Annotated in this window: 14 protein-coding genes, 1 tRNA gene and 1 pseudogene; 6 read left to right on the top strand and 10 right to left on the bottom strand. The window is 54.8% G+C overall.

From position 1 onward, the window contains the following. Positions 1 to 93: 93 nt before the first annotated feature. From LJF34_RS20285 to LJF34_RS20275, 3 genes are all read right to left on the bottom strand, one after another. A complete protein-coding gene (locus tag LJF34_RS20285) occupies positions 94 to 462 on the bottom strand; it encodes a hypothetical protein (RefSeq protein ID WP_231187293.1) in 369 nt (122 codons plus the stop codon). Positions 463 to 605: 143 nt separating this feature from the next. Then, positions 606 to 2750, bottom strand: a complete 2145-nt coding sequence (locus LJF34_RS20280; RefSeq protein WP_231187291.1) for a hydantoinase/oxoprolinase family protein — start codon at positions 2748 to 2750, stop codon at positions 606 to 608. A gap of 156 nt (positions 2751 to 2906) precedes the next feature. After that, complete coding sequence (locus tag LJF34_RS20275) at positions 2907 to 4190, bottom strand: citrate transporter (protein ID WP_231187289.1); 1284 nt, start codon at positions 4188 to 4190, stop codon at positions 2907 to 2909. Between the two features lie 203 nt (positions 4191 to 4393). Between LJF34_RS20275 and LJF34_RS20270 the strand changes: the two genes are divergently transcribed. From LJF34_RS20270 to LJF34_RS20260, 3 genes are all read left to right on the top strand, one after another. Further along, positions 4394 to 6373, top strand: a complete 1980-nt coding sequence (locus LJF34_RS20270; protein ID WP_231187287.1) for an FAD-dependent oxidoreductase — start codon at positions 4394 to 4396, stop codon at positions 6371 to 6373. A 591-nt stretch (positions 6374 to 6964) separates the two neighbouring features. Beyond that, the gene (locus LJF34_RS20265; protein ID WP_231187285.1) at positions 6965 to 8632 is read left to right on the top strand and encodes a LamG-like jellyroll fold domain-containing protein; all 1668 of its coding nucleotides are present in this window, start codon (positions 6965 to 6967) and stop codon (positions 8630 to 8632) included. A gap of 726 nt (positions 8633 to 9358) precedes the next feature. Beyond that, a complete protein-coding gene (locus LJF34_RS20260) occupies positions 9359 to 11101 on the top strand; it encodes a CocE/NonD family hydrolase (protein ID WP_231187283.1) in 1743 nt (580 codons plus the stop codon). Between the two features lie 951 nt (positions 11102 to 12052). On the opposite strand, the gene LJF34_RS20255 is transcribed toward LJF34_RS20260, so the two are convergent. From LJF34_RS20255 to LJF34_RS20245, 3 genes are all read right to left on the bottom strand, one after another. Continuing rightward, positions 12053 to 12199: a hypothetical protein gene (locus tag LJF34_RS20255; protein ID WP_231187281.1), complete on the bottom strand. Its 147-nt coding sequence runs from the start codon at positions 12197 to 12199 to the stop codon at positions 12053 to 12055. Between the two features lie 386 nt (positions 12200 to 12585). Further along, a tRNA-Thr gene (locus LJF34_RS20250) sits at positions 12586 to 12659 on the bottom strand. 1094 nt (positions 12660 to 13753) lie between these two features. After that, entirely contained in the window at positions 13754 to 14461 is a 708-nt protein-coding gene (locus LJF34_RS20245) for a phosphoglycerol geranylgeranyltransferase (protein WP_231187279.1), read from the bottom strand. Between the two features lie 312 nt (positions 14462 to 14773). On the opposite strand from LJF34_RS20245, the gene LJF34_RS20240 reads away from it, so the two are divergent. Beyond that, positions 14774 to 15877 (top strand): endonuclease/exonuclease/phosphatase family protein, encoded by a 1104-nt coding sequence (locus tag LJF34_RS20240; RefSeq protein ID WP_231187277.1) that lies wholly within the window; start codon positions 14774 to 14776, stop codon positions 15875 to 15877. Positions 15878 to 17409: 1532 nt separating this feature from the next. Here LJF34_RS20240 and LJF34_RS20235 read toward each other — a convergent pair. Continuing rightward, positions 17410 to 17643: a hypothetical protein gene (locus LJF34_RS20235; RefSeq protein WP_231187275.1), complete on the bottom strand. Its 234-nt coding sequence runs from the start codon at positions 17641 to 17643 to the stop codon at positions 17410 to 17412. Positions 17644 to 17930: 287 nt separating this feature from the next. Then, a complete protein-coding gene (locus LJF34_RS20230) occupies positions 17931 to 18368 on the bottom strand; it encodes an ester cyclase (RefSeq protein WP_231187273.1) in 438 nt (145 codons plus the stop codon). 265 nt (positions 18369 to 18633) lie between these two features. Between LJF34_RS20230 and LJF34_RS20225 the strand changes: the two genes are divergently transcribed. Continuing rightward, positions 18634 to 20019, top strand: coding sequence for a GntP family permease (locus tag LJF34_RS20225; protein ID WP_231187272.1), 1386 nt, complete (start codon positions 18634 to 18636; stop codon positions 20017 to 20019). A 306-nt stretch (positions 20020 to 20325) separates the two neighbouring features. Next, positions 20326 to 21537 (top strand): inorganic phosphate transporter, encoded by a 1212-nt coding sequence (locus tag LJF34_RS20220; RefSeq protein WP_231187270.1) that lies wholly within the window; start codon positions 20326 to 20328, stop codon positions 21535 to 21537. A gap of 49 nt (positions 21538 to 21586) precedes the next feature. On the opposite strand, the gene LJF34_RS20215 is transcribed toward LJF34_RS20220, so the two are convergent. Further along, positions 21587 to 22000 carry a SprT-like domain-containing protein gene (locus tag LJF34_RS20215; protein WP_231187268.1) on the bottom strand — a complete coding sequence of 138 codons (414 nt, stop codon included), beginning with the start codon at positions 21998 to 22000 and terminating at the stop codon, positions 21587 to 21589. Between the two features lie 24 nt (positions 22001 to 22024). Continuing rightward, positions 22025 to 22222, bottom strand: a pseudogene (locus tag LJF34_RS20210) (SWIM zinc finger family protein); the annotation flags it as partial.

The raw sequence follows: 22222 nt of genomic DNA, 5'->3' as shown, positions 1-22222 counted from the left end.
GCATACAGCCTATACAAATCCTCCCTTAATAATCATTCCGCCACTTCGAATGTCGGTAGGAGTTAGCTTTGCGTCCAACAAACTCGGCGACAGCTACAGTGACGGTGAAATCAGTATCTCGGGAGCGTCGAAGAGCGGAGATGTCTCAAATCGCCTTTCGAGCAGGGCGAAGCAGAATCCGTTGGCCGCTGCTTCGTGAACGACTTTCGAGCGAAGGCTGACGTTGAAGAGTGATTCGACGACGCTGCGCCACTGTTGCGTTCTTCGTGAGTCGATTTTGGATACATCGACGAGATAGTGGCCAAGTTCGTGTGCAAGTGTCGCTTCGACGAGTTGGAACTCGGGGACGCCGTTTGCAGCGGCGACGTCTCGAATCTGTGTGCGATAGAGGGTGATGGTCTCGTCACGGTACGTACCGAGGAGAACTAAAGAGTCGAGTCCGTGCCAATCGTCTTCGATCACGCTCAGACCACTCTCTACTGTGAGTGTTTCTGGATTGGACGAGCCGTGCTCGTGATATACTTCAGCCGCACGATTTCGGCCGTAGGCCCAGGCTCGATGCTCACGAGCAGAATCAAAGCTGATTTGCGTCGAGCCCGATGTTCTCACGGACGTTCACCGATGATGAGCAGCTCTTGATCGGGCTGTACGTTCTTGAGTTCGATATCGACGATCGACTGAATCTGGTCACGTCCCGACATACCGCTCACGTCGAGTATCTGATTCCCGTGACAGATGTAAATATTCGGTAGTCGAGTCGTCGACCCGCTGTAGACCGATTCTTTGTCGAGGACACGCTCAAGCGAGCGCTCTAATGAGTCTTTCTCGGTCGAATACACCGACGCATCCTGAAGTTTGAGTTTGACGACCCCGGTGTCGTCGATCACCGAGAGGAGCGTTTTCTCTTTGGTGAGCAAGCCGAAAAATCTCGAATGCTCCTCGGCAGCCTGATAGACGAACAATCCCCCACTCGTAGCGGCTTCTTCGACCGAGTCTTCGGAAACGTCGAGACTTGTCGCAGCGACGGATCGACGGTCGTCCTCTCCTACGCCAGATTGACCCATTTCGCGGGTCTGCAGTTCGGTAGAGCCTTCTGCCTCCACTCGCAGCAAGTTTTCCGAATCGTCGTACTCGATCGTCGTTTCGATGGTATCCTGATTGGCTCCCATACCGACGACGGAGTCGATTGCTTCCTCTCGGATGTGTTCTATCTGCTCCTCGGACGGATTCATTACATTCCGTTCGACGACGTCACGAACCATCGCGAGCCCGACTCCGACAGTACTCGCGATCTCGTGGTTCTCTGCGAGCCGAGTTCTGTACTCGGTTGCCTCCCCAAGGTAGGGAATGAGCGCCCCGCAACCGCCACCGCCGCCCACCACCTCGAGCAAGGCAGGGTCGAGATCGTACTCTTCGATCACGTCTTCGATGACCGGGACGACTTTCGCGATACTCACGTCGAGGACCTCACGAGCTGCCGTCTCAACGTCCACGCCGAGTTCGGCCGCGAGCGGTTCGAACGCTTTTTTAGCGGCCTTCGGGTTCCCTGCGGCGTAATCGCCATCGTCGATCAACCCGAGGAGGTTCGACGCTCCGCTCGGGGTAAGCGCATACACTTTACCGGTCGCGGTTTCTATCCCAACGTACTCGGGGTCGCCCTCCTTCGGCGTAATCCAGATTAGTTCGGGATCTACTATGTCTTCGGGATCGGCAAATGCCGCGTACGGAAGGTCCGCGATGTGTGCGCTCCGTGGTCCCGACTGGACCACTTCCCCATCCTCGACACGAATCATCGAACCCCCCGCAACCCCTTCGGTCCGAATGTCGAGCGTCCTCAGAAACGTGGAGTGACCGCCTATTTCGGCCGACTTCCACTTCGGCTGCCCCTTTTCGATAACACTGATGTCGCTGCTCGTCCCTCCGACGTCGACGAAGATGCCGTCGGTTACGTTCTCGTACATGAGCGCACCCGCGACCCCCGCTGCCGGTCCGGAGAGAATCGTCTGAATCGGGCGGCTACGCATCTCGTCGATACCCATTACTCCACCGTCCGAGCGCATTATCATCGGAGGTGTGTCGATGCCGAAATTCTCAATGCTCTCTCCAGTTGCCGTCGATGTCTCGACCATGCGCGGGAGGATACTAGCGTTGACCACCGCAGTTCTCGTTCGGATTTTGAGACCGTATCGCTTCGAGACGACGTTCGCTCCGATAGCGGGGAGTCCGTACTCTTGGGATGTGGTCTGGACCCGTTTTTCTATCCGCGGGTCGTCGACGCTGAAGGCCTGACTCGCGACCACCGCCCCAACATCGTTCTCTTCGAACGACCTGAGTATCCCTCGAATTTCGCTCTCGTCGACGCCGTTCTTTATATTATAGAAACCGTGTTCGGTCGTGATCGCTTGCCCATCGCCGAGGTCGATGTCGCCGACGTCCGTCTCGGAACGGGCGCGACGTCCTTGGATGCCTTTCCCAAGCCCGAGTACCCCAACCTTTGCGACGTCTCCCTCGAGGAGTGCGTTCGTCGCCTGCGTTGTACCATGTGCAATAAATACGACATCATCCGGAGATACTGAAAGCGAATCCAAGAGTTTCGACGTCGCTTCAACGATACCGGCGGCAACGCCGATGTCGGCGTCGTGCGTGGTCGGGACTTTGATTTGCTCAAGTACGTCGAACGTCTCGCTATCTATCGCAACTGCGTCGGTGAACGTTCCACCAACGTCGATTCCGACTCTAATCGAAGCCATCGATAATAACTTGGAAAGCGAATATAAATAATTATCGTTCAAGATGCCGAAGACTGTACAAGCGTTTTTCAGCAGTGCAGACGCGACGATCACGTCGGAGTAGGAGAGGGACGAACGGGGATGACTAACGAAACGGCTCTGGATTACCGGACGAAGTCACATACCGAAGAGGTAGACAGACATTACGACACCGGCGGCAGCGATCACCCAGATGTATGGGAGGATATCCTTTGTGATGTCGTTGACGTTTACTTCCAGTTCTTCGGCAGACCAAGCGTTGTGTGTGTTCGTCGGATCACCGGGTGCTTGTACTCGAAGCGCGCTAATCGCGGTCGTAGTGATGAGTTGGGGATTAATACCGATCGCGGCCAGCACGCCGATGATTCCGCTTCCCAAGCCCCAGATGTTCATCGGCCCACGGTACAACGCCAACGGTGCGAGTAGCGAGAACATTATCGCGTATAAGATCATGTTCTCGGGGACGATCTGCATGAGTAGTGGCTGCATCGTTGAAGAGATGGGTTCCGCAAAGACGGCTTTGAGTAGCCATCCGATAACCACCATCAATGCAATGGCGGGAGCGACCTGCTTGATTCCGTCGTGAAAGCTTTGGGTGATGAGTCGCAGCGTATCGCCGAAGTTCTTTATTCCCTCCAGTCCGGGCTGGCTAAAGATAGCAGCGTACAGGATGCCGACGATGAATGCCGCATAGACGTTCATCACGTCCGCGATGACGAGTGCGACCGGAATTAACGGTGCGAGGAGCGCGTACTTCGGCGTTGACGAGGAAAAATCGTCCTGATCGACCTGTGCAAGTGTACTGTTGAGAGCCGGTTTACGGACCTGCATGAACACGTACAGGATACCCACCACGAAGGCGATACCCGCAACGGGAAGTGCCCAGACGATGACGCTGTCCAGCGAGATGCCGGTGACTTCCTGGTAGAAGACCCAATTGCTCGGGTTAAGCATCACACCGTTCCCAAACCCGAGAAGCGTAATCGCGCCGGCGATCTGCTTCGGGAATCCGACGCTGATGAGGATCGGGAAGATGATCGTGGCCATTAAAATGAACGCGCCGAGGCCAGTCATACTGGTTGAAGCGATAACGACCGCCGTGTACAGCGCGACAGCCATGACGAGCGGACTGTCACCCCCGAGCTCTGCCGCGGATTTGACGATATCCTCGAGAATTCCCTGTTTTTCGGCCAGGACACCCAGTGTGCCTCCGAACACTGCTGCGATCATCGCAGACGCGAGCCTCGTTGAGCCATCCTGAACGACATCCGTTAGTATCATCTCCGGCGTTAATCCGCCGGCTATACTTATTGCAATCGCCATTCCCCCGAGTGCGATGAAAGTTGGTACGACTTCAAACATCATCATTGCACCGAAGATGATGAATGCAGCTATTATCCCTAATGCGCCAATCTCTATCATGGTTCGAAACTCGGCCACAAGTTATCGATGGGGGTATATATAATTTACTCAACAATGATGTTAATCGCAGGTACCGTTTCCGCTTTCTCGAGAAACCATGTCACGAGAGGAACGTGAAAAAATTTAAATCATGGTTGTTCGTAGGATCTGTAACGCTGGTCAAAAAGTGTTTAGCACACTACCCAGCACATAGCAACGAATATATGACTCGTACATACTCGGCCGTCGTTCTCGGCGGCACACCTGGCGGGATCGCATCTGCAATCAGGGCTGCACGCGAGGGCCATGACACTTTGCTGTTCACGTACAATCAGCATCTCGGCGGGATGATGTCCGGTGGGTTGAGCTACACCGACACGATGATGAAAAAACCGCGAGCACCGCTATTTGCGGAATTCCGCGCTGAAGTGAGAGAGCATTACCGCTCAGAATTCGGATCCGAATCCTCCGATTACGATGCCTGCGAAGACGGGTACATCTTTGAACCGCACGTCGCCGAGAATATCTTCGACGCGCTTGTCGACGCGGAGTCGAATCTCGAAGTTCGTAGGGGTTACTACCCGATTCACGTCGAGCGAAACGGCAGGACTATCGAATCGCTCACCGTTTCGTCGTTCGAAGATGGCGAGAGGCTGACCGTCAAGGCACCCGTGTTTATCGAGGCAACCTACGAAGGCGACCTGCTCGCAACCGCTGGCGTGTCGTACCGCCTCGGGAGGGAAAGTCGCTCGGAGTACAACGAACAGTTCGCCGGTGAACTGTACACTCGTACCCGTGGCGACCGATACTATCCGCAGGAAGCCGTCGGCGAAGGCGTCGACTCCACGGCTCCCGACGAGAGACGTGGTCCCCTCGACACACCTACAGAGCAACAACAAGGCGAACTCGACCTCATCCCCCATCCTGCGGGAATTTCGGAATTGTATCCGAAGAGTACGGGCATTGGAGATGATCGGATACAAGCCTACAGCTATCGTCTCTGTCTCACAAACAACCCGTCGAAACGGGTCATGCCGAGTCAACCCGACGAGTACGATCCCGACGATTTTCAAGACTCCCTGGAGGAAGTCAAACGGGTGGGACTCAGGGCGTTTCTCAGGCTTCGGCATCTTCCAAACGACAAAGCGGATATGAACACCGCCGACCTACCCGGGGAGAACTACGAATATCCAGAAGGGGACTGGGAAACCCGAGACGAGATTGCCGCCCGCCATCGATCGCACGTACTTGGACTCCTCTACTTCCTCCAGCACGACGACGCAGTTCCAAACGGGATTCAGACGGAAGCTAATGAGTGGGGACTCGCGGCGGATGAGTTCGTCGACAACGATTACTTCCCGTTCCAACTGTACATTCGAGAAGCACGACGACTCGATGGCAGGTACACATTTACCGAGGACGACGCTCGGTACGCTACTGGCCTCGACCGACCGACTATTCATCGTGATAGTATTGCAGTCGCCGAGTATCCGCTGGACTCGCACGCGTGCAAACCCGATCGGCAAGCCGGTAGTCACCCCGAGGGTCACTTCTTCGCCTCGCAGGTGACGCGACCCGCCCATGTGCCGTATCGAACCGTTCTCCCGAAAGAGGTCGATAACTTGCTCGCCGCGGTTCCCGTATCCGCCTCCCACGTGGGCTACGGCTCTCTGAGACTCGAACCGACATGGCTCCATATCGGTGAATCAGTAGGCTACGCGGCGGCAATCGCATTGGAGTCCGGAGCGACTCCAGCCGACGTCTCCGTGAATCGGCTCCAGCAAACGCTGGCCGGAAACGAGGTTATGTTGTCATTCTTCAACGACCACGACGTGACCGACGAAGAAGCGTGGGTGCCCGCCCTTCAGTACCTCGGGACGCGTGGATACTTCGAGTCGTTCAATGCCGAACCCACCGAACCGCTGACGGAAAATGTCGCAGAGGAGTGGGTAAGGACTACCGCGGCGCTACTGGTCGACAAACTTGACGACCCGACTCGGCGGGCGAGGGACCTGTCCGAACTTTCCGACTCGCCCCCGGTGACCAGCGAGGAATTCGTGACCCAGTTGGAGTCGGTGATCGACTACACAGGCACATCCGTAGACATCCAACGAGTTCGAGCAGAGTTCGAATTCGGTCAGGATGACCCCCTCCTCCGTGGTGAGGCGTGCAGGTTCATCTATCGGTTGTTGTCGAATTCGTAGCCGTCTCCTATTCAATAACAGTCGGCTCCCGCTGTAAGGCGTTGCTACCTCGTGTTAATTACCGCCCAGTAGTACGGATGGAGGATTCGACAGTGCGGAATATTACTAGCCGACGATTGTCAACGGTCAGCTATTAGCGGCGAAACCTTCGGAGAAGATCGGTGTGAGTGCACTCGTGTTCGGGGTACCGCAGTTTCTTCCCGTCGTCCCTTTATATACGCCCTCTCGGACTCGCAGTACATATTCCGTATTACGGAATCAAAGTGCGAGTTGTAAATTTGCATTTCGGCTATGCGAGGAAGATAGAATACCTCAATCCGAGAGGAGACTGCAAAATGGCGTCACCGTCGGCCTGCCGGGACGAATTTGTCTGACTCCCCGTGATCGACTCCGCCGACACTACTGACCGATCGGTCGAAACGCGACGTGTAGCGACACATCCGAATATGGCCCAGCAGGAGTCGACGATATGGCTGTAGAATATATCCCCTATCATCACGAATTTCGTTCCCTTTGGAACAAGTTATTTATAGTGTGGTAACAATGTGCACATTGGCTTTGGGCGCGAAGACTCCGAAGTCAACCAGACCCATGGCAGGTAAACCTCGACTCAGCAGACGTACTGCTCTCAAAACACTCGGGACGCTCGGTGCGGCCGGAGCCGGAACGGTGTTCACCGGGACAACGCTCGGATACGAATCGAAGCTCGAATCGTTCTACGAACTTGACGGCAGTTCTGCGACCGACACCTCCGGTAACGGAAACGATGGAACGGTAAACGGGGCATCGCCGGGGGCCGCTGGCATCTCGAACGCCTGCTTTTCCTTCGACGGCGTCAGCGACACCATCACCGTTCCTCACGTCCTGTCGGGACAACCTAGAGGGTCGTATTCCATCTGGGTGAACGCCGATAGTTTCGGTCAGGACAGGGGAATTCTCGGGGATTGGTCGAACGGATCGATCACTATGTGGTACGATATCGGGAACGACTACTGGGGATTCGCCGCTCGCATCGGCGGAACCATTCGGAAGGTCACCGGTGGGTCGCCGACGACCGGCGCTTGGACCCACCTCGTCGCGGCGTACGACGGCAGCGAACTCAAACTGTACGTGAACGGAGCCGAAGTCGATAGCACGGCCGCTAGCGGCGACTTCGAAGCCGAGAGCGACATTCAGGTCGGGAGCGATACCGGCGATCACAACTACTGGGACGGCCGTATCGACGAAGTCCGAACGTACTCGCTCGGTCTCTCGTCGAGCGAAGTGGGTGAACTGTACGACAATCCAGGCTCGGGTGATCTGGGTGATAACGACGACGTCACGGACATCGTCATGACGAACCGCCAGCTCGCGTTCGCGCCGAGCGCACCAAGCTACTCGCCGGGCGACGAGTGGATCTTCCCATCGATCATCGAGACATCGAAGATCGCCAACCCGCTCGGTAAGTACCACCTCTATTGTGCGCCACACGGGACACCGGAGACGAAGGACGGCGAAACCGTCGGTATCGCGTTGTTTTATGCGGATTCCCTCGGCGGCTCCTGGACTGAGTACGCCGGAAACCCGATCATCGACCCATCGGATTTCAGCGACGCGTCTCACATTTCGTCGCCGCATGCGCTCTACGCTGACGAATATGGCAAAGTGCTACTCTACGCCCACGGCAGTAACGACAAGACGCGATGGTGGTACTGTAGTGGCGGCGATGGTGTGACCTTTGACTATGGCGGCGTTGCCGTCGAGAACTCGATGTACTCGGGATCCTCGGAGACCTCATACGCTCGCGTGTACAACTACTCGATTCCGAACAGGAACAACAGTTACACGATGTTCTTCATGGCGAACCAAAGCGGGACACGCCATATTCGGCTGGCGACCTCGGACGACGGCAAGAACTGGACCGTCGACCCGAACGAGGTCATCACGCCACAACCCGAACACGACGGCAACGTGGCGTCGCCCTTTTTCTTCCGGTACGACGGAATGTATTGCTTGGCGTTCAACGCCTCCGACGGCAACACTTGGGTTGCCGAAGTCGGCCAGAACATCGATCGAGAGAACCATCTCGGGATACTCAACCAAGCAACCAGCGGCGCACCGGATGACGGACGGTGCGCCTCCCCGTTCTTCGTGAGGGACGACGGCGGCCAGCCGTGGTTCTACTACGAATCCGGGTCGCGACTCAACGAGGGCATCGCGTTCGCACAGGTGCCCGATTCCGCGGACGCGGCCACACTGGACCTCTTCGAGTTGTCGTAACCGTATTGGACGAAAACATCGTTTTTTGGACTATCTCGGTACCGTTGTCGCGCGTGATCACGTGATGACTCCAATCCACAGTCAGTTGTATACCGATCGACGGAGATCTCTCGGCGGCGGCGATCTATTGATCTCACGGTCGGCCCCCGCTCGATTTCGAAATAGTGGCGTCCCTAATGACGGAATCATACATTGTTTGCTCCCTTCCCGGACCAACCATTCCACATGACGCAATAAGATCGGGAGCTGACCGTCACGGATTCTGGCAAGCCATTACAGTACTATATTCGTAATGCATTTGCAGAATCGACCATTACGACGAGCGGTACGTTGTCACTCCGTTCACGAACGGGGACTGTTCGGCATCCCGAATTCCGTCGCAACCACTTCTGGCCCGCTTCCCACTCTGTCCGGAGGAAGGGTCAGTTCTAGCGCCATGATGATCGTTCGACCTCCGTTCCGATAGCACCCACCGTTCCGTATGATGCAACGGCTTGTCTCCAAGCTATCGTGACGAATGAGGTTTGTGACGGCGATTCACGACATCGAATGGGGTTGATCCCGTGATCCGCTTTCCACCTACAAGACTCCCTGTTGGTACCGAAACGACACCCGATAAATATCGACGGATACACATTGTTAAAAACAGTTCACAGACGCGCCGAGAGCGATCGATATTACCGGGGCGACCCAAACAACTATCATATCGGTGATCGATACAGAGGCATGGCCGATGTTATCGTCGACAGGGATGTACCTGCGAAGATGCGAGACGGAACAGTACTCCGTGCGGACGTCTACCGTGCGGCGAAGGGACGCCAACCGGCGATCCTCGTCCGCACACCCTACGGCAAAGACGACCTCTCCGTTCTCGCTGACCTGTGCAACCCCTTCGAGGCGGTCGAGCGCGGTTTCGCGGTGGTCTATCAGGATTGTCGCGGCCGGTACGCCTCCGATGGCGACTGGACACCCTACGTCGACGAAGCCGCCGACGGCTACGACACGGTCGAGTGGATCGCCGACCGGCCGTGGTGTACCGGGTGCGTCGGCATCGGTGGACCCTCTTACCTCGGCATCACGACGTGGCAGGCGGTGATCGCTGACCCACCGCACCTCGAAGCGGCGCTCCCGCTCTTCACCGCGGGAAACCTCCACGAAGGATGGGCGTACACCGGCGGCGCATTCGAACTCGGGTTTTCCCTGACGTGGGCAGTCCATGCGCTCGCGGGTGGGGCGCTCGCCGCTCGCGAGACGGTAAGCGAGGCATCGGTCGAACTGCATGATCGATACGTCGAAACATACGAAACGGTCGCCGAACGACTGGCTGAGTTGCCGCTCACGGACGCCATCGCACCAATCTCGGACCTGGTGCCCGCATACGAGCGATGGCTCGAACATCCCGCTTACGACGCGTACTGGGACCGCGTCGACGTAACTGAGAACATCGAGTCGGCCAGCGTGCCAGTACTCGAAGTCGCCGGTTGGTACGATGCGTTTGCCAAAGGTGCCTTCGACATCGCCGACGCGGTGGCGGCGGCCGCTCCGTCAATGTGTGACGACGATTATCACCTCGTCGTTGGGCCGTGGGACCATAGGACCGCGCGGTCGGCAACGCCGACGTACGCCGGCGAGAAGGATCAAGGTTATTCGTCCGCGCTGGCACCCGTTCTCGACGAGCTCGTGCTCCCGTGGTTCGCACATCACCTGACCGACCGGTCGACCGCCGTCGCAGACCTCCCGCGAATTCGCTACTTCCGGATGGGTGACGCGACGTGGCAGACGTTCGACGGCTGGCCGCCCGCAATCCGACGTTCGACTTACTACCTCGACAGCGGCGGCGAGGCCGCCACGAACGCTGATGACGGTCGTCTCGTCGAACCGCAACCAACGGACGGGTCGGTTGTCGATAGCTATCGCTACGATCCGTTGGATCCGGTTCCATCAGTCGGCGGGAACACACATATGCACCCGTTCGGAAAACCAGGCGTCAGCGACCAGTCCGAGGTCGAAGGCCGGGACGACGTACTCGTCTACACCACACCACCGCTCGCTTCTCCGGTTTCGGTCGTGGGTCGACCCGCGCTAACGCTGTTCGTAACCTCCAGTGCACCGGACACTGATTTCACGGGCAAACTGGTTGACGTGGAACCCGACGGGTACTGTGCCAACATCACCGAGGGTATCTGTCGCGCGCGCTATCGTAACTCGTCCACGGACCCGGAATTCATGACACCAAATCAAACGTATGAGGTACCTGTCGAACTCTGGCCGACCGCGCATAAGTTTGCCGCCGACCATCGAATCCGTTTGGAAGTCAGCAGCAGTAACTTCCCGCGTTTCGATCGCAATCCGAATGTAGCCGGACCAGTGCACGAAGCAGACGAGGCGGATGTCCAAATAGCGACAAACAGCGTTCGTCACGGCCCTAACCATCCGTCAAAGCTCTCGCTGCCGGTCCGTAAACGTTGACTCTGTGAGTGCTGCCAAGAACGTTGAGACCTCTTGAGTCCCGGTCGTACCGAATATCCGTGCATTGCTATCAATCACGCGAATTTTACCGGACCGCGAGTAGCTTTCCTCACGTTAGGGAAAATAAACAGTAGCGATGTTCAATTTGTGGTTTTACTGCCGTCACTATTGGTGTCGATATCGATACTTTCTATGGAGGTGCGAAGCAAATAGTGGGATACAAGTTAGGCTGTCCTCCCGGTTCTGGGATCAAACTCGAAAGAGAGACATGAGCTTGAATCGAAGTGATCACTCATCGATTAATATGATTAGTACGTCACTATCTGGTTAGTATCTCCTTGGAAGACATTTGTTCTCAAACGACAATCGTAGCCTTCGAGGATTGTAGAATTGTTCATAGTATTCAAGACTCTCCTTGAGGATCGTCGACTATCCACCCCGTTACGAGTGGAAGCGTCGATCCGTATTATAACGATGTGGGATCATTTTTTCGATTCGGTCCCCCTCGATATCGCCGATATAATCGATACCCTATTCGAAAGCATAGCGTGCGATATCCGTACTACTCGGCGAGGAAATCAACAATTGAACGGTTCTATTCCTCGCTATTTCAGATGAAGGTGAACCTCTCAAAGTAGGACAATAGGAACAAAAAGAATGGTGTTCAGAAACGGTCCCATGTCGAGACTATTGTGAGATCTGTACTCGACTATTCGTCGTTTACTTCGATTCGACGGCGGAACATTCCCCCAACCACTGTTTCACCGCAAGCAAGTTGCTGGCCATGGAGACTACATGGTTGAGGCAACACAGCGTCGTCTCGAGACGTGGTCACCGGGCGAAATATGTGATATCGAATCAGAGATGCAAGATCTCACCCTCGAAATTGGATGTCGTGGCGAGTGCGTTGTCAGTCAAGCGCGATCGATAGGCAGGCGAGTCAGTACCGATCTAGTCGTACTCGTCACCAAGCAATGGATCGACGACCTCGCGCTGTAACTCTTCGAGCGCATCCGGATTCACGTGCTGGTACAGACCGAGTGAGGTCTGGCCATCGGGCGGCTTCAGCGTCTCAACAAGCGTTTCGATCAAACTCACTGACAATGATTGGTCTGGATCGACCGAGTCACAATCAACGCGTATTGTGGTGGATTCGTTGGGTCTGCGGATGTACTTCGTTTTCGAACCAGCGTGTCGTTTGGGTGGTCGTTGTGTTACTCGACATACTTTCTGTTTATGCTCGATCTATTTGAGTAATGCCTGCTTACCTCCAAAACCGCTTGAGATTGGTTCAGTGTCCCGAATTGGATACCGAGGAGAGCATCGATCGAATACTCGAATCGAGTTTTGTGTTTCCGGTACTCGCTTTCTCTTCCCGACCGTTGGTCTAGATGCGTCGCACGGCATCCCATAGAAACACGTCGTCTGGCGCCATCACGCGGACAACCTTCTCACCGACTATAGCCAACCAGAACTCGTTGAAAAGCCTCGGGAGAGATTTGAACTCTCGACCGACTCCTTACAAAGGAGTTGCTCTGCCAGCCTGAGCTACCAAGGCACCCCGATATCAAAACGCACTCAACAAAGGCTTTCCCTTTTCTTTCCCCCTCGCCGTTGTAATTGATCCCATGTCCTCCTTCTAACTGGTGGACCATGTAACTCGTTGCCACACAAGAACTTTGATCAAATACAAATAACTATCGAAAAATGTTCCAGCGTCCGGTACAGCGCACTCTCTTTGATTTTGCGTGTGGGATATATACTAGCATTCTTGCAACAGTGGTCGTTACACTCCTCACGAGCGTTCACTACTTCTCCCGCATTTCACTCATTACAGCATGCCTCGGCTTCTCGTTTGGCGTTGTTCTTGCAGTTGTTCGAGACGGCCTCGCTGAATCGCTTGTTCGGACTCGTCTCTATCTCATACTCTCGATCGGACCATTCTTTGTGTATCTGATCAGCGACGGTGTTACCGCATTTAGCATGGGCTCAGGTTCCACCGTACTACAGAATTGGATCGCTGAAGCTCTACTTCTCACGATTGCTGGATTCTTCCTCTATATCACGACGATGAACTACTATGCTGTGGTCCTCCGCCGTCATGAAGAAGTTCTCATAGAGTGGTGCGGGCGACCAGATACCTCGTATCTCCGTTTCGTTCGACTACTATCGATCACGGGCGGCCTCATCTTCCTTGTGAGCGGAGTTATACTCCACATCTCGATAGAATCGATCCAAGGTTTGTTCCCCTCGATTGGGGGCGTTCTTCTTGGCAATGCAATTGTCATAGGAAAAGCCAAGCACTACACCTTGGTTGAGAGTGGCCTCCTGGTAAAGCGGAGTGGCACACTCAACAATCGATTTATTCCACGCCATCAGCTACGATCGGTCGAATGCAATGGGGATGTTCTCACGCTTCATCGAGGATTACCATGGCCACTGCCATTTCGATTTCGGCTCACTACGATTCCGGATTCTGACTCGGTTGTCCAGTCACTTTTCGCATACGATGCTGTCCATGTACATCCATAGAGAAAGGGAACATCGAGTACACTGATCTCCGCAACGAACTCACCAACCCATGAATCATCTATTTCGGCGGCAAAGTCCTCCCGATCGACACGATCACCTCTTCGATTGAAGAGTACAGAATTATGACGCGTTATTCACATCCTTTGCGCCACGAACGGTTGCCTTGACTGCCTCGATACCGGCGTCATGGAGTATATCACCGACAATAACCGTATCAGCGACACTCGCCATCTCGTAGGCCGAATCGTAGTCGTGAATGCCGCCACCGTAGAAGAGCTGTGCTGATGAGAGTGCATCATGTACGGCAGCCACGACAGCTGGATAACCAAGCGTGCCAGAATATTCGAGATAGACGATATCTTGGCCGAGGATCTGTTCGGCGAGTTCAGCATAGGCGACGACGTCATCGACATCGAGGTTACAGCCCGCTTGCGTGTACGTCGCGACTGCTGACGCCGGATTGAGGACGATATAGGCTTCAGGATGGACGTCGTCCCACTCAAGATCCGAAGAGCGGACCCATTCGTGGTGTGCTCCTGTGATCCACAGTGGGTCACCGGCATTCAGAACAATTGGAACGAGATATCCAGAGAGTGCCTCGGTATGAGACGACGGGCGGTAGGTCGGCTCGACGAATATGGGAATCTCGGTAGAGGAAAGTGCGTTCAGAATCGGTTGAACACGTGCTTCTGTAACGTTCGTAGTACCACCGATAACGAGTGCATCTGTGCCTGTTTTAGCAATGTCAGCGTAGGAATCCCCGTCGTGTAGCGTTTTGTCCGGATCGACCTTCGTGACGTGGTCCCACTGCGTCCATGGAGCCGCCATAGTTCTGTGTAGTCCGATAACACGCAAACCGCTTTCTCTCTGCCTACTCGAAACTACAGAATCGTACCACAGCCGCGAATCCTCGGTTTCGAATAAGCCAATATCAGTCTACTATCGATTACATCTATATGGGAAAATTAATGTAATTATAAATCACAGATACGATCGATGGTTCGATCTCAGGCTAGACGAGCAGTACTCAAGACGATCGGTGGTATAGCGACTACAGCTGGTTTCGTCGGTGCCGTGGGTGGACAACAACGGGACAAGCACCGAAAGCAGGATCGTGGGACACGCTACGCGACGTTTAACGTGATCGAACTGGAAACAGAGCAAGTCCAAGAGAAAGGCGACCCGCAGGCCGAAGCGGCCGCCCGAGTCGTCCAAGAGGTTCAACCAGATATCCTCGTTATCAACGAACTCACGAACAATTTACAGCAGGGCAAATACACCGACAGAGCGAACATCGACGCCTTTGTCGACAACTACCTCAGCATCTCGCAACGGGATGACCTCGAGGGCATCGATTACGAACATACGCTTCAGCCAAAGAGTAATACTGGCGTTCTTCCCGAACGGGACTACGACTTCAATAAGGACGGAACCTTCGGCGAACGCCCAGGTGACGCGTACGGATTCGGGGAATATCCGGGTCACTATGCATTCGCGATCGCGAGCAAGTATCCGATCGACGAATCAAATATTCGTTCCTTCCGGAGATTTAAATGGGCGGATATGCCTGGGAATCTCATTCCGATGGCGGGCGAAGAGTGCGTTGTGACAGAGACTGGGGATGACGAAACCGCACTCTACCTAACGGAGGAGGAGCTCAACGTCTATCGACTCTCCTCAAAAACCCATATTGATGTCCCATTTGAGACCGAAGGAGGGACAGTTCACGGCCTGTTTGCACACCCGACGCCACCTGGCTTCGACGGCAAGAACAATTTCAACGGAAAGTGGAACCATGACGAAGTCCGGTTCTTCGCGGATTACGTCGCCGGTGAAGACTACATCTACGACGACAGTGGCGTCCACGGTGGGCTTGATGAGAACACCTCTTACGTCCTGATGGGCGACATGAATGCGGGCCCAGGTCTGGGTCGAGACGAGCGTCCACTCCACCCTGCACAGAAGTTCCTCCTCGGGAATGACGACTTCGACACTAGTCAACTCCCAAAAAGTCCGGGCGGGGCGCAACGCGGTCTCCCCACCGCAACACGATTCGGTGGTGATGTTGAGGGCGTTGTTGAACAGATCGATTACGTTCTTCCATCCCCTGATCTCGCGCTTCACGCCTCGTCGGTTGTCTGGCCGAGCAAAAACGCAACAAAGCGAAACCTCGGCAAGGATGTCAATACGGCCTCGGACCATCGGCTCGTCTGGGCTGACATCGAAACGACTCCCTCCAACTAAAGCGAATTCGATCCGTCTACCCGTGGTTTCGCTGTCAGGGTAGACCACTGCATTCCGTCATCGATAGTAGCGTACGACGTCGCTACTTCCCTCCTTGGTTTGAGACACTCCTGTTTATCAAACTAAATGAGAGTACATTCGGTCTACTTATAGATGAAGAGTGGATTGGTTGGGATCCGTTTGCTTCACTACCTCATGTGAATTTAACCGGCAGGAAATCAGGTTCAGTCTTCTTGTTTGTCCTCGTCGGTTGGGACATTGTCAATCGTATCGAGCGGACTACCAGATGGCACCTCTAGCTTGGTAGCGATTACTGCCATCAATTTCCACGCTTGTTATCGCCGATCTAAATCAAACTGTCTGGTGGGGTTCATCGCTAGCTAGACTGGAAATGAATGTGCTAAAGTTAGTATAATATGCTACTTTGTTTAGCACCTGGAGCGCCGAAAAGCGAACGAATGCGAGAATGAGGGTGGATCGAAAGCGTTCGCGGGAGTCAGTGAGCGTCAGCGAGGATATCCGTCACCCACATATCAGGGCGGGGTGGGTGCAAATCGCCCGTTGCAAGCACCGCATCCGGTGCCGCGAGACGATGACTGCACGGGCTCACATGGACCCGCGACGGACCCGCCACCGTCATCGTCCCAATAAGCCGCAGACAGTTCGGACAGCGTACTTCTGCGTCATTCGGAAACCTCCTCAACGCGGAGCGACCCACCGCAGTCGCCACAGCTGTACTGCTCGGGGTGTTTGACGACTTTCGAGCGGCGATAGTGTGCAAGTTGTCCATCCGATACTTGGGCGGGGTCTCCTCGATTGGCCGACCGATGTCGTGCAACTGGCGGATGAGCTGAACGTGGATGAGTTCGCCGTGATCGGTGTCTCAAGTGTGGCCCATACGCACTCGCGTGTGCCTACGCGATCCCAGAACGACTCACCGCAGTAACGATAGTCTCTGGAGTCGCACCGCTGGATACGCCGGACGCAATCGACGAGATCAGTCTCATCGAACAACTCCCGATCCGGACAAATCGTCGGTCTCCAAGAATATCCAGGCGCTTCCTCGGTGACGTCGCAGAGGAGTATCGCGTGTGTGGAGAACCGTGGGGGTTCGATGTCGTAGACATCGCCCTCGATATTGATGTGTGGTACGGTACGCGAGACTGGGCACTCTCAGCGTATCACGCAACCATTGCCGCCTCCCAACTGCCAAACGCAACTCTCCATACGCTCCCGAATACGGGCCACCTTGGAAGCGTCGCTAATCACAACAATGAGATTCTCGCATCTCTCACCAGATCAATGCGTTCGGGGTCGCTCACCTGATCGATCACACAGCACCATTCCATAAAACCAAGCAGATAATGGGTTCTAGCGGTTCCCTCGTTTAATCTCCTTGTCTGTCTGCTGTTCGCGCTCTATCTTGGAGATCTAGAGAAGAGTAGAGTGACAAAAAGCTAGGGCATAGTTAGTTCGACAGTTCTTTTCGTCCCGTTCGTACGCATGGCCAACACGGGAAGTCGCCCCTCCGACTACTGTCTGTGCGTGAAGATCAATGCGCGATCGTCTTCAACGCCGACGCAGAGGTCGAGTTGCAACGAGAGGTTGAGGCTCGTCGGGTTCTGCTTGCAGACGACGAGATCTTCGAATGGTTCGTCGCATGCCGGACACGGCACTGAAACCGTGTTCTGGTACGACTTAATCGACTGGTTCTCCTCCTGGGGCGTTAGTGACGACACCAGGGACTTGAGGTCTACCTCGTCCATGCCCGTCGAAACGAAGTTCTCCCTCATAAACGCTCTGCAGGTTCAGATCGAACAGTCTGGGACCGAATCCCCACTCGGTCGATCCGCCGTGCATCACTCCACTACAAAGGAAGGAAAGGCACGAAAGAGCATGGAAAATACGCGCCCGGTATCTCGCACGCCCGCTGAAACATATCCACGGTTGAGAATTTCGTCGAGTACACAGGGTACTGATTCACCTGAACAAGATGAAGAAACATTTGTGAATCCGCTTCCCGAGGATGAAATACAATCAATTTCGTTGCTGTTCAAACCTCGGGAATAATGCCTAATTGGCGCATCAGACTGACATTGTCCGCATAGAGATAGAGATCTACGATTCTCCTGTTTTCAATACGAAAGACACCAGCATTCTTCAGAATAATCTCGTTGCCCGTCGGTTCGACTCCCATAATTTCCCCCTCGTGCGTACCAGTCAAGGTATGCCGGTATACGACGGTATGCCCTTCAGCAATGCATCCGTCTTCCGTGACGGTGAGGTCGGGAAATGCAGTGAAGAAGTCTGCATTCCCCGCTTTAAACTCCTCGCGGCTTTGGAATGATTCCCCATTTCCGGTTGCGTATTCCGTGTAGTCCTCAGCCAGATATTTGTCAGCGATCTCTATGTTTTTCTCGTTGAAAACCTCCTCCATGAGGCGACGCACGATCTCCTTGTTTTCTGCTTCCCTCTGACGCTGCTCGGTCATTGTTTTTGCCTCAGGAGAGGTTCGTTGTCACTACAGATAAGATGTCTCGCTCTTCTACGAATTCGTTACTGGATAAAAGGGCAAAAGCGGTGGTCTCGCTGCTCTCTTCAGTAGGTCTCTGGAATCACCCAGAAGACTCTAGTTCAGAATCACCTCGGCAGGCTTCCGTCATCCCAATAATGACAGATCATATATTAATTATTGCACCCATTTATTTAACAATATCCGTTATCTTATAAAGGTGGCCTGTGAACCTGGAGAAATGATGCACGTAAACGTCCCTCTGGTGCTCGGCGGACAAGGTCCGCTTGTCTCACTGCTCGCCGGAGTTATCGCCGTCGTCTTTCTCCTAGTCGTACTTGACCTTCCAGCATTCGTCGGACTCGTCATCGCGACGTTCGTCGTCGGAACAGTCTCTCCGCAAGTCCCGTTGGGCAATGTCGTGAGTAAAACGGCCGCCGGATTCGGTGACGGGATGGCCGGGATCGGAATCCCAATTCTGATGGCAGCGATCATCGGGAAAGCGATGACCGAGAGCGGTGCGGCAGACCGCATCGTTCGCGCATTCGGCACGCTGAGCAATGGCAAAACCGAAATTTCTTTGTTCGGCAGCAGTTTCGTGATGGCGATCCCCGTGTTCTTCGACAACGTCTTTTACTTGCTCGCCCCCCTTGCCCGGTCCGCTCGGTCACGGACAGGCGGGAATTACACGCTTTACATCGTGGTCCTCGCCGCCGGTGGGGTGGTAACACACGGATTCATCCCGCCGACGCCGGGACCCTTGCTCGCGGTCGATAATATCGGCTCCAATCTCGGGACCACGATGCTTGTCGGCGTCGTCGTCGGACTCCCGACCGCACTCGTATCGGGATTGGCCTACGGTCACTGGATCAACCGACGATTGGACATCCCGCTCCGGGACGCGATGGGGACGACGGTCACGGAAATCGAAGAAGTGGCCACGACGCCGATAGACCAGCTTCCCGGTCTGTTCGAGTCACTCCTGCCGATCATTCTCGCCGTTGGACTCGTGGGCGCCGCCACGACCGTCGATACGTTGTTCTCCGATAACACGTTTGCGTCCGCTGTGACGGGATACGTGGGCGATCCAAACTTCGCCCTGACCGCGGCTGCGATGGCGGCGGCAGCCACGTACTTCCGTATCAGCGACATAGGCCGGTCGGAGTTCTCCGACGAGTTGACCGACGCCCTCAAAAGCGGCGGCAACATCGCCGCGATCACCGCCGCCGGGGGTGCTTTCGGAGTTATGTTGCAGGCAGCAGGTGCCGGCGATTACATCGCTGGCGGACTCAAAGGCGTCGGATTCGGGCTGCTCGTCACGGCATGGATCATCGCAGCCGGCGTGCGCGTCGTTCAGGGATCGGCAACCGTCGCTATCGTGACTACGTCCGGAATCATGGCCCCGTTCGCCAGTCAACTCTCCGTCAACCCTGCGTACCTCGTAATGGCGATCGGTGCCGGAGCCTCGATCTTTTCGTGGTATAACGACAGCGGCTTCTGGATCGTCAAAGAAATCGGCGGTCTCACGCAAAAAGAGACACTCAAGACGTGGACGGTGGTCACCACCTTGGTCGGCGTCATCGGTCTCATCACCACATTGATCGTCTCACGAATATTACCGCTCGCTTGAGGAAACCTCCTTTTCAGTCGATCCGTGCCCTTCTGTTCAACTTTATCTTTCTTCGAGGAGAGAATCCCGCCGTTTACGGCGTTAACGAGACGGGTGCGTCTCGTTCGTACACCAGAACGTGAAGCCCTGCTGTTTACGACGGGAGGATGCAACTCTCATCTACTGTACTTCATAGCAACTGGGGAAAGCTATCTGTCGGCAGCGGAAAGGTGTTAGCTTCTCCGACATATCGACCTCGTTCTAGCGATATCGATACCTGCAAAACATTGACAAAGGACTTAACAAACGATACCACCTGGTTCATCTATGGTAGAGATACTCTTTCTCATTGGACTTGCCGTTGCGATTTTTGTAGGCTTCAATGTTGGAGGTTCGAATACGGGCGTTGCGTTCGGACCTGCAGTTGGGAGCAACACGATTTCAAAGGTCGGTGCCGCATCTCTCATGAGTATCTGTGCTCTTGTTGGCGGATGGACAGTTGGTCGGAATGTCATCAATACAATGGGTGGCGAAATCGTTCCGAGCCGATTTTTCACTCTGGAAGCGAGTATTGCGATTCTCTTTTTTATTGGATTGGCGTTGTTTCTCTCGAATATCGTCGGTGTCCCTGCCTCGACTTCGATGACCGGTGTCGGCACGATTGCTGGCCTCGGCCTCGCAACTGATGCGCTAAACGTGGGTGTAATGGGGCGGATTGTTTCATGGTGGCTCGTCTCTCCGGTAATTGCCTTTTGGGTGAGTGCAGTTATTGGTCGATACTGGTATCCAACCCTTCTCGATTGGTTCGCAATTACACAAACCAAAGGAACACTGGTTCAGATCGATCGCTCGGGAGGTCTTGTCCGACCGACACTCGGTCCAAATACAACGATGCGCGAATTCATTGGTACCTTGTTGGTCATCATCGTCGGCTGTTATACCGCCTTCTCGGCAGGGGCATCGAATATGGCGAACGCAATTGCTCCACTCGTCGGCAGCGGTGCCATTGAAATGAACTATGGTATTTTGATCGCGGGGAGTGCTATTGCAGTCGGGGCGTTTACCATCGCTCGACGAACTCTCGATACGATGGGAAGTGAACTCACTGATATGCCACTACTTGCAGCATTGATCGTCGCACTCGTGAGTTCCACACTTATCACTGTTCTTTCGGAACTCGGGATCCCTGCTAGCATCGTTATCGTTTCTACGATGAGTATTGTCGGTCTTGGATGGGGCCGTGCCACTCGCGTCAAGGAGTATACTCGTCGCTCTACAATGATCGAGGAAGGCCCACTGGGGATCTCTGGTGGCGCACTTGCTGTAGATTCAGCGGATACGCCAACAATTAAGCAAACCAAATCAGAAGAGAACCACCATTCCTCAACTAGCGAACTGGATAAAAATCATCACCCAGATATTAATTCGCTATATGAACCGTGGACTACTGCCCGTGTTATTGCCATGCAGAATATTGTTCCCGGAATTTCAACGGTCTCTGCGTACCTGGTATTTGAATTCGTTCCTATCTTCGGTTAGCCCGGTTTTCGTATCTGTCGTCCACTGTTATCGAACCATATCAGAATATTTACAGTACTGCGAGGTGTCGAGGCGGTCCGTCCACTGGGTGAACGTTCGCCCGTGATCTGTCACCGAACTCGTGGTACTGCCACGCGTGAATGAGTTCGTGGCGGACGGTTGCACTGAACTGCTCCCAATCATGCGAGTCGTAGGCCGTCCAGGTCAGCACAATCGTAATCGCCTCTGTTGTCGGGTCGTACTTCGTGACGCCTGCCTGTCGTTGGGCTCGGTGTGAAACTTCCCAGTCGATTGCTTCGATCGGCAGTTCTGGGAAGTGCTCGGCGGCGACGTTCGTTGCATGCTGTCGTGCTCGGTCGAGGGGGGCTGTCGATGTCTCAGGTGTATCGTCGGTCGTAGCGTTTGCGCTTTCGGTGAGCGTTCGCTGGTCGGTGATATCCAAGAACGTCAATTGGCGTGTCATGGATAAAAAGGGCAGAAGCGGTGGTTAGTTCGGCAGTTCCTTCCGTCCTGTTCGCACACACAGCCAGCACGGGAACTCGTTGAGACCCTCACAGCCGCAGTCCTCCGGTTCGGCTTCGTCGTTGTCCTCGGATGGGAATGCCTCAAGCGTCCCGTCGTTGGTTGCAGTTTCGACGGCGGCCATGTGTTTGCAGAAGGCGTTCCGGTGGACGTGGTTCGGGCA

This window comes from Haladaptatus sp. DYF46 (assembly GCF_021083305.1).
Classification (GTDB): Archaea; Halobacteriota; Halobacteria; order Halobacteriales; family Haladaptataceae; genus Haladaptatus.
This window is presented reverse-complemented; position numbering and strand designations above follow the sequence as displayed.

What these genes read in the sequence shown, in the direction of transcription:
- LJF34_RS20280 (WP_231187291.1), bottom strand. Translation starts at nt 2,750, where the DNA reads ATGGCTTCGATTAGAGTCGGAATCGACGTTGGTGGAACGTTCACCGAC.
- LJF34_RS20275 (WP_231187289.1), bottom strand. Translation starts at nt 4,190, where the DNA reads ATGATAGAGATTGGCGCATTAGGGATAATAGCTGCATTCATCATCTTC.
- LJF34_RS20270 (WP_231187287.1), top strand. Translation starts at nt 4,394, where the DNA reads ATGACTCGTACATACTCGGCCGTCGTTCTCGGCGGCACACCTGGCGGG.
- LJF34_RS20265 (WP_231187285.1), top strand. Translation starts at nt 6,965, where the DNA reads ATGGCAGGTAAACCTCGACTCAGCAGACGTACTGCTCTCAAAACACTC.
- LJF34_RS20260 (WP_231187283.1), top strand. Translation starts at nt 9,359, where the DNA reads ATGGCCGATGTTATCGTCGACAGGGATGTACCTGCGAAGATGCGAGAC.
- LJF34_RS20245 (WP_231187279.1), bottom strand. Translation starts at nt 14,461, where the DNA reads ATGGCGGCTCCATGGACGCAGTGGGACCACGTCACGAAGGTCGATCCG.
- LJF34_RS20235 (WP_231187275.1), bottom strand. Translation starts at nt 17,643, where the DNA reads ATGGACGAGGTAGACCTCAAGTCCCTGGTGTCGTCACTAACGCCCCAG.
- LJF34_RS20230 (WP_231187273.1), bottom strand. Translation starts at nt 18,368, where the DNA reads ATGACCGAGCAGCGTCAGAGGGAAGCAGAAAACAAGGAGATCGTGCGT.
- LJF34_RS20225 (WP_231187272.1), top strand. Translation starts at nt 18,634, where the DNA reads ATGCACGTAAACGTCCCTCTGGTGCTCGGCGGACAAGGTCCGCTTGTC.
- LJF34_RS20220 (WP_231187270.1), top strand. Translation starts at nt 20,326, where the DNA reads ATGGTAGAGATACTCTTTCTCATTGGACTTGCCGTTGCGATTTTTGTA.
- LJF34_RS20215 (WP_231187268.1), bottom strand. Translation starts at nt 22,000, where the DNA reads ATGACACGCCAATTGACGTTCTTGGATATCACCGACCAGCGAACGCTC.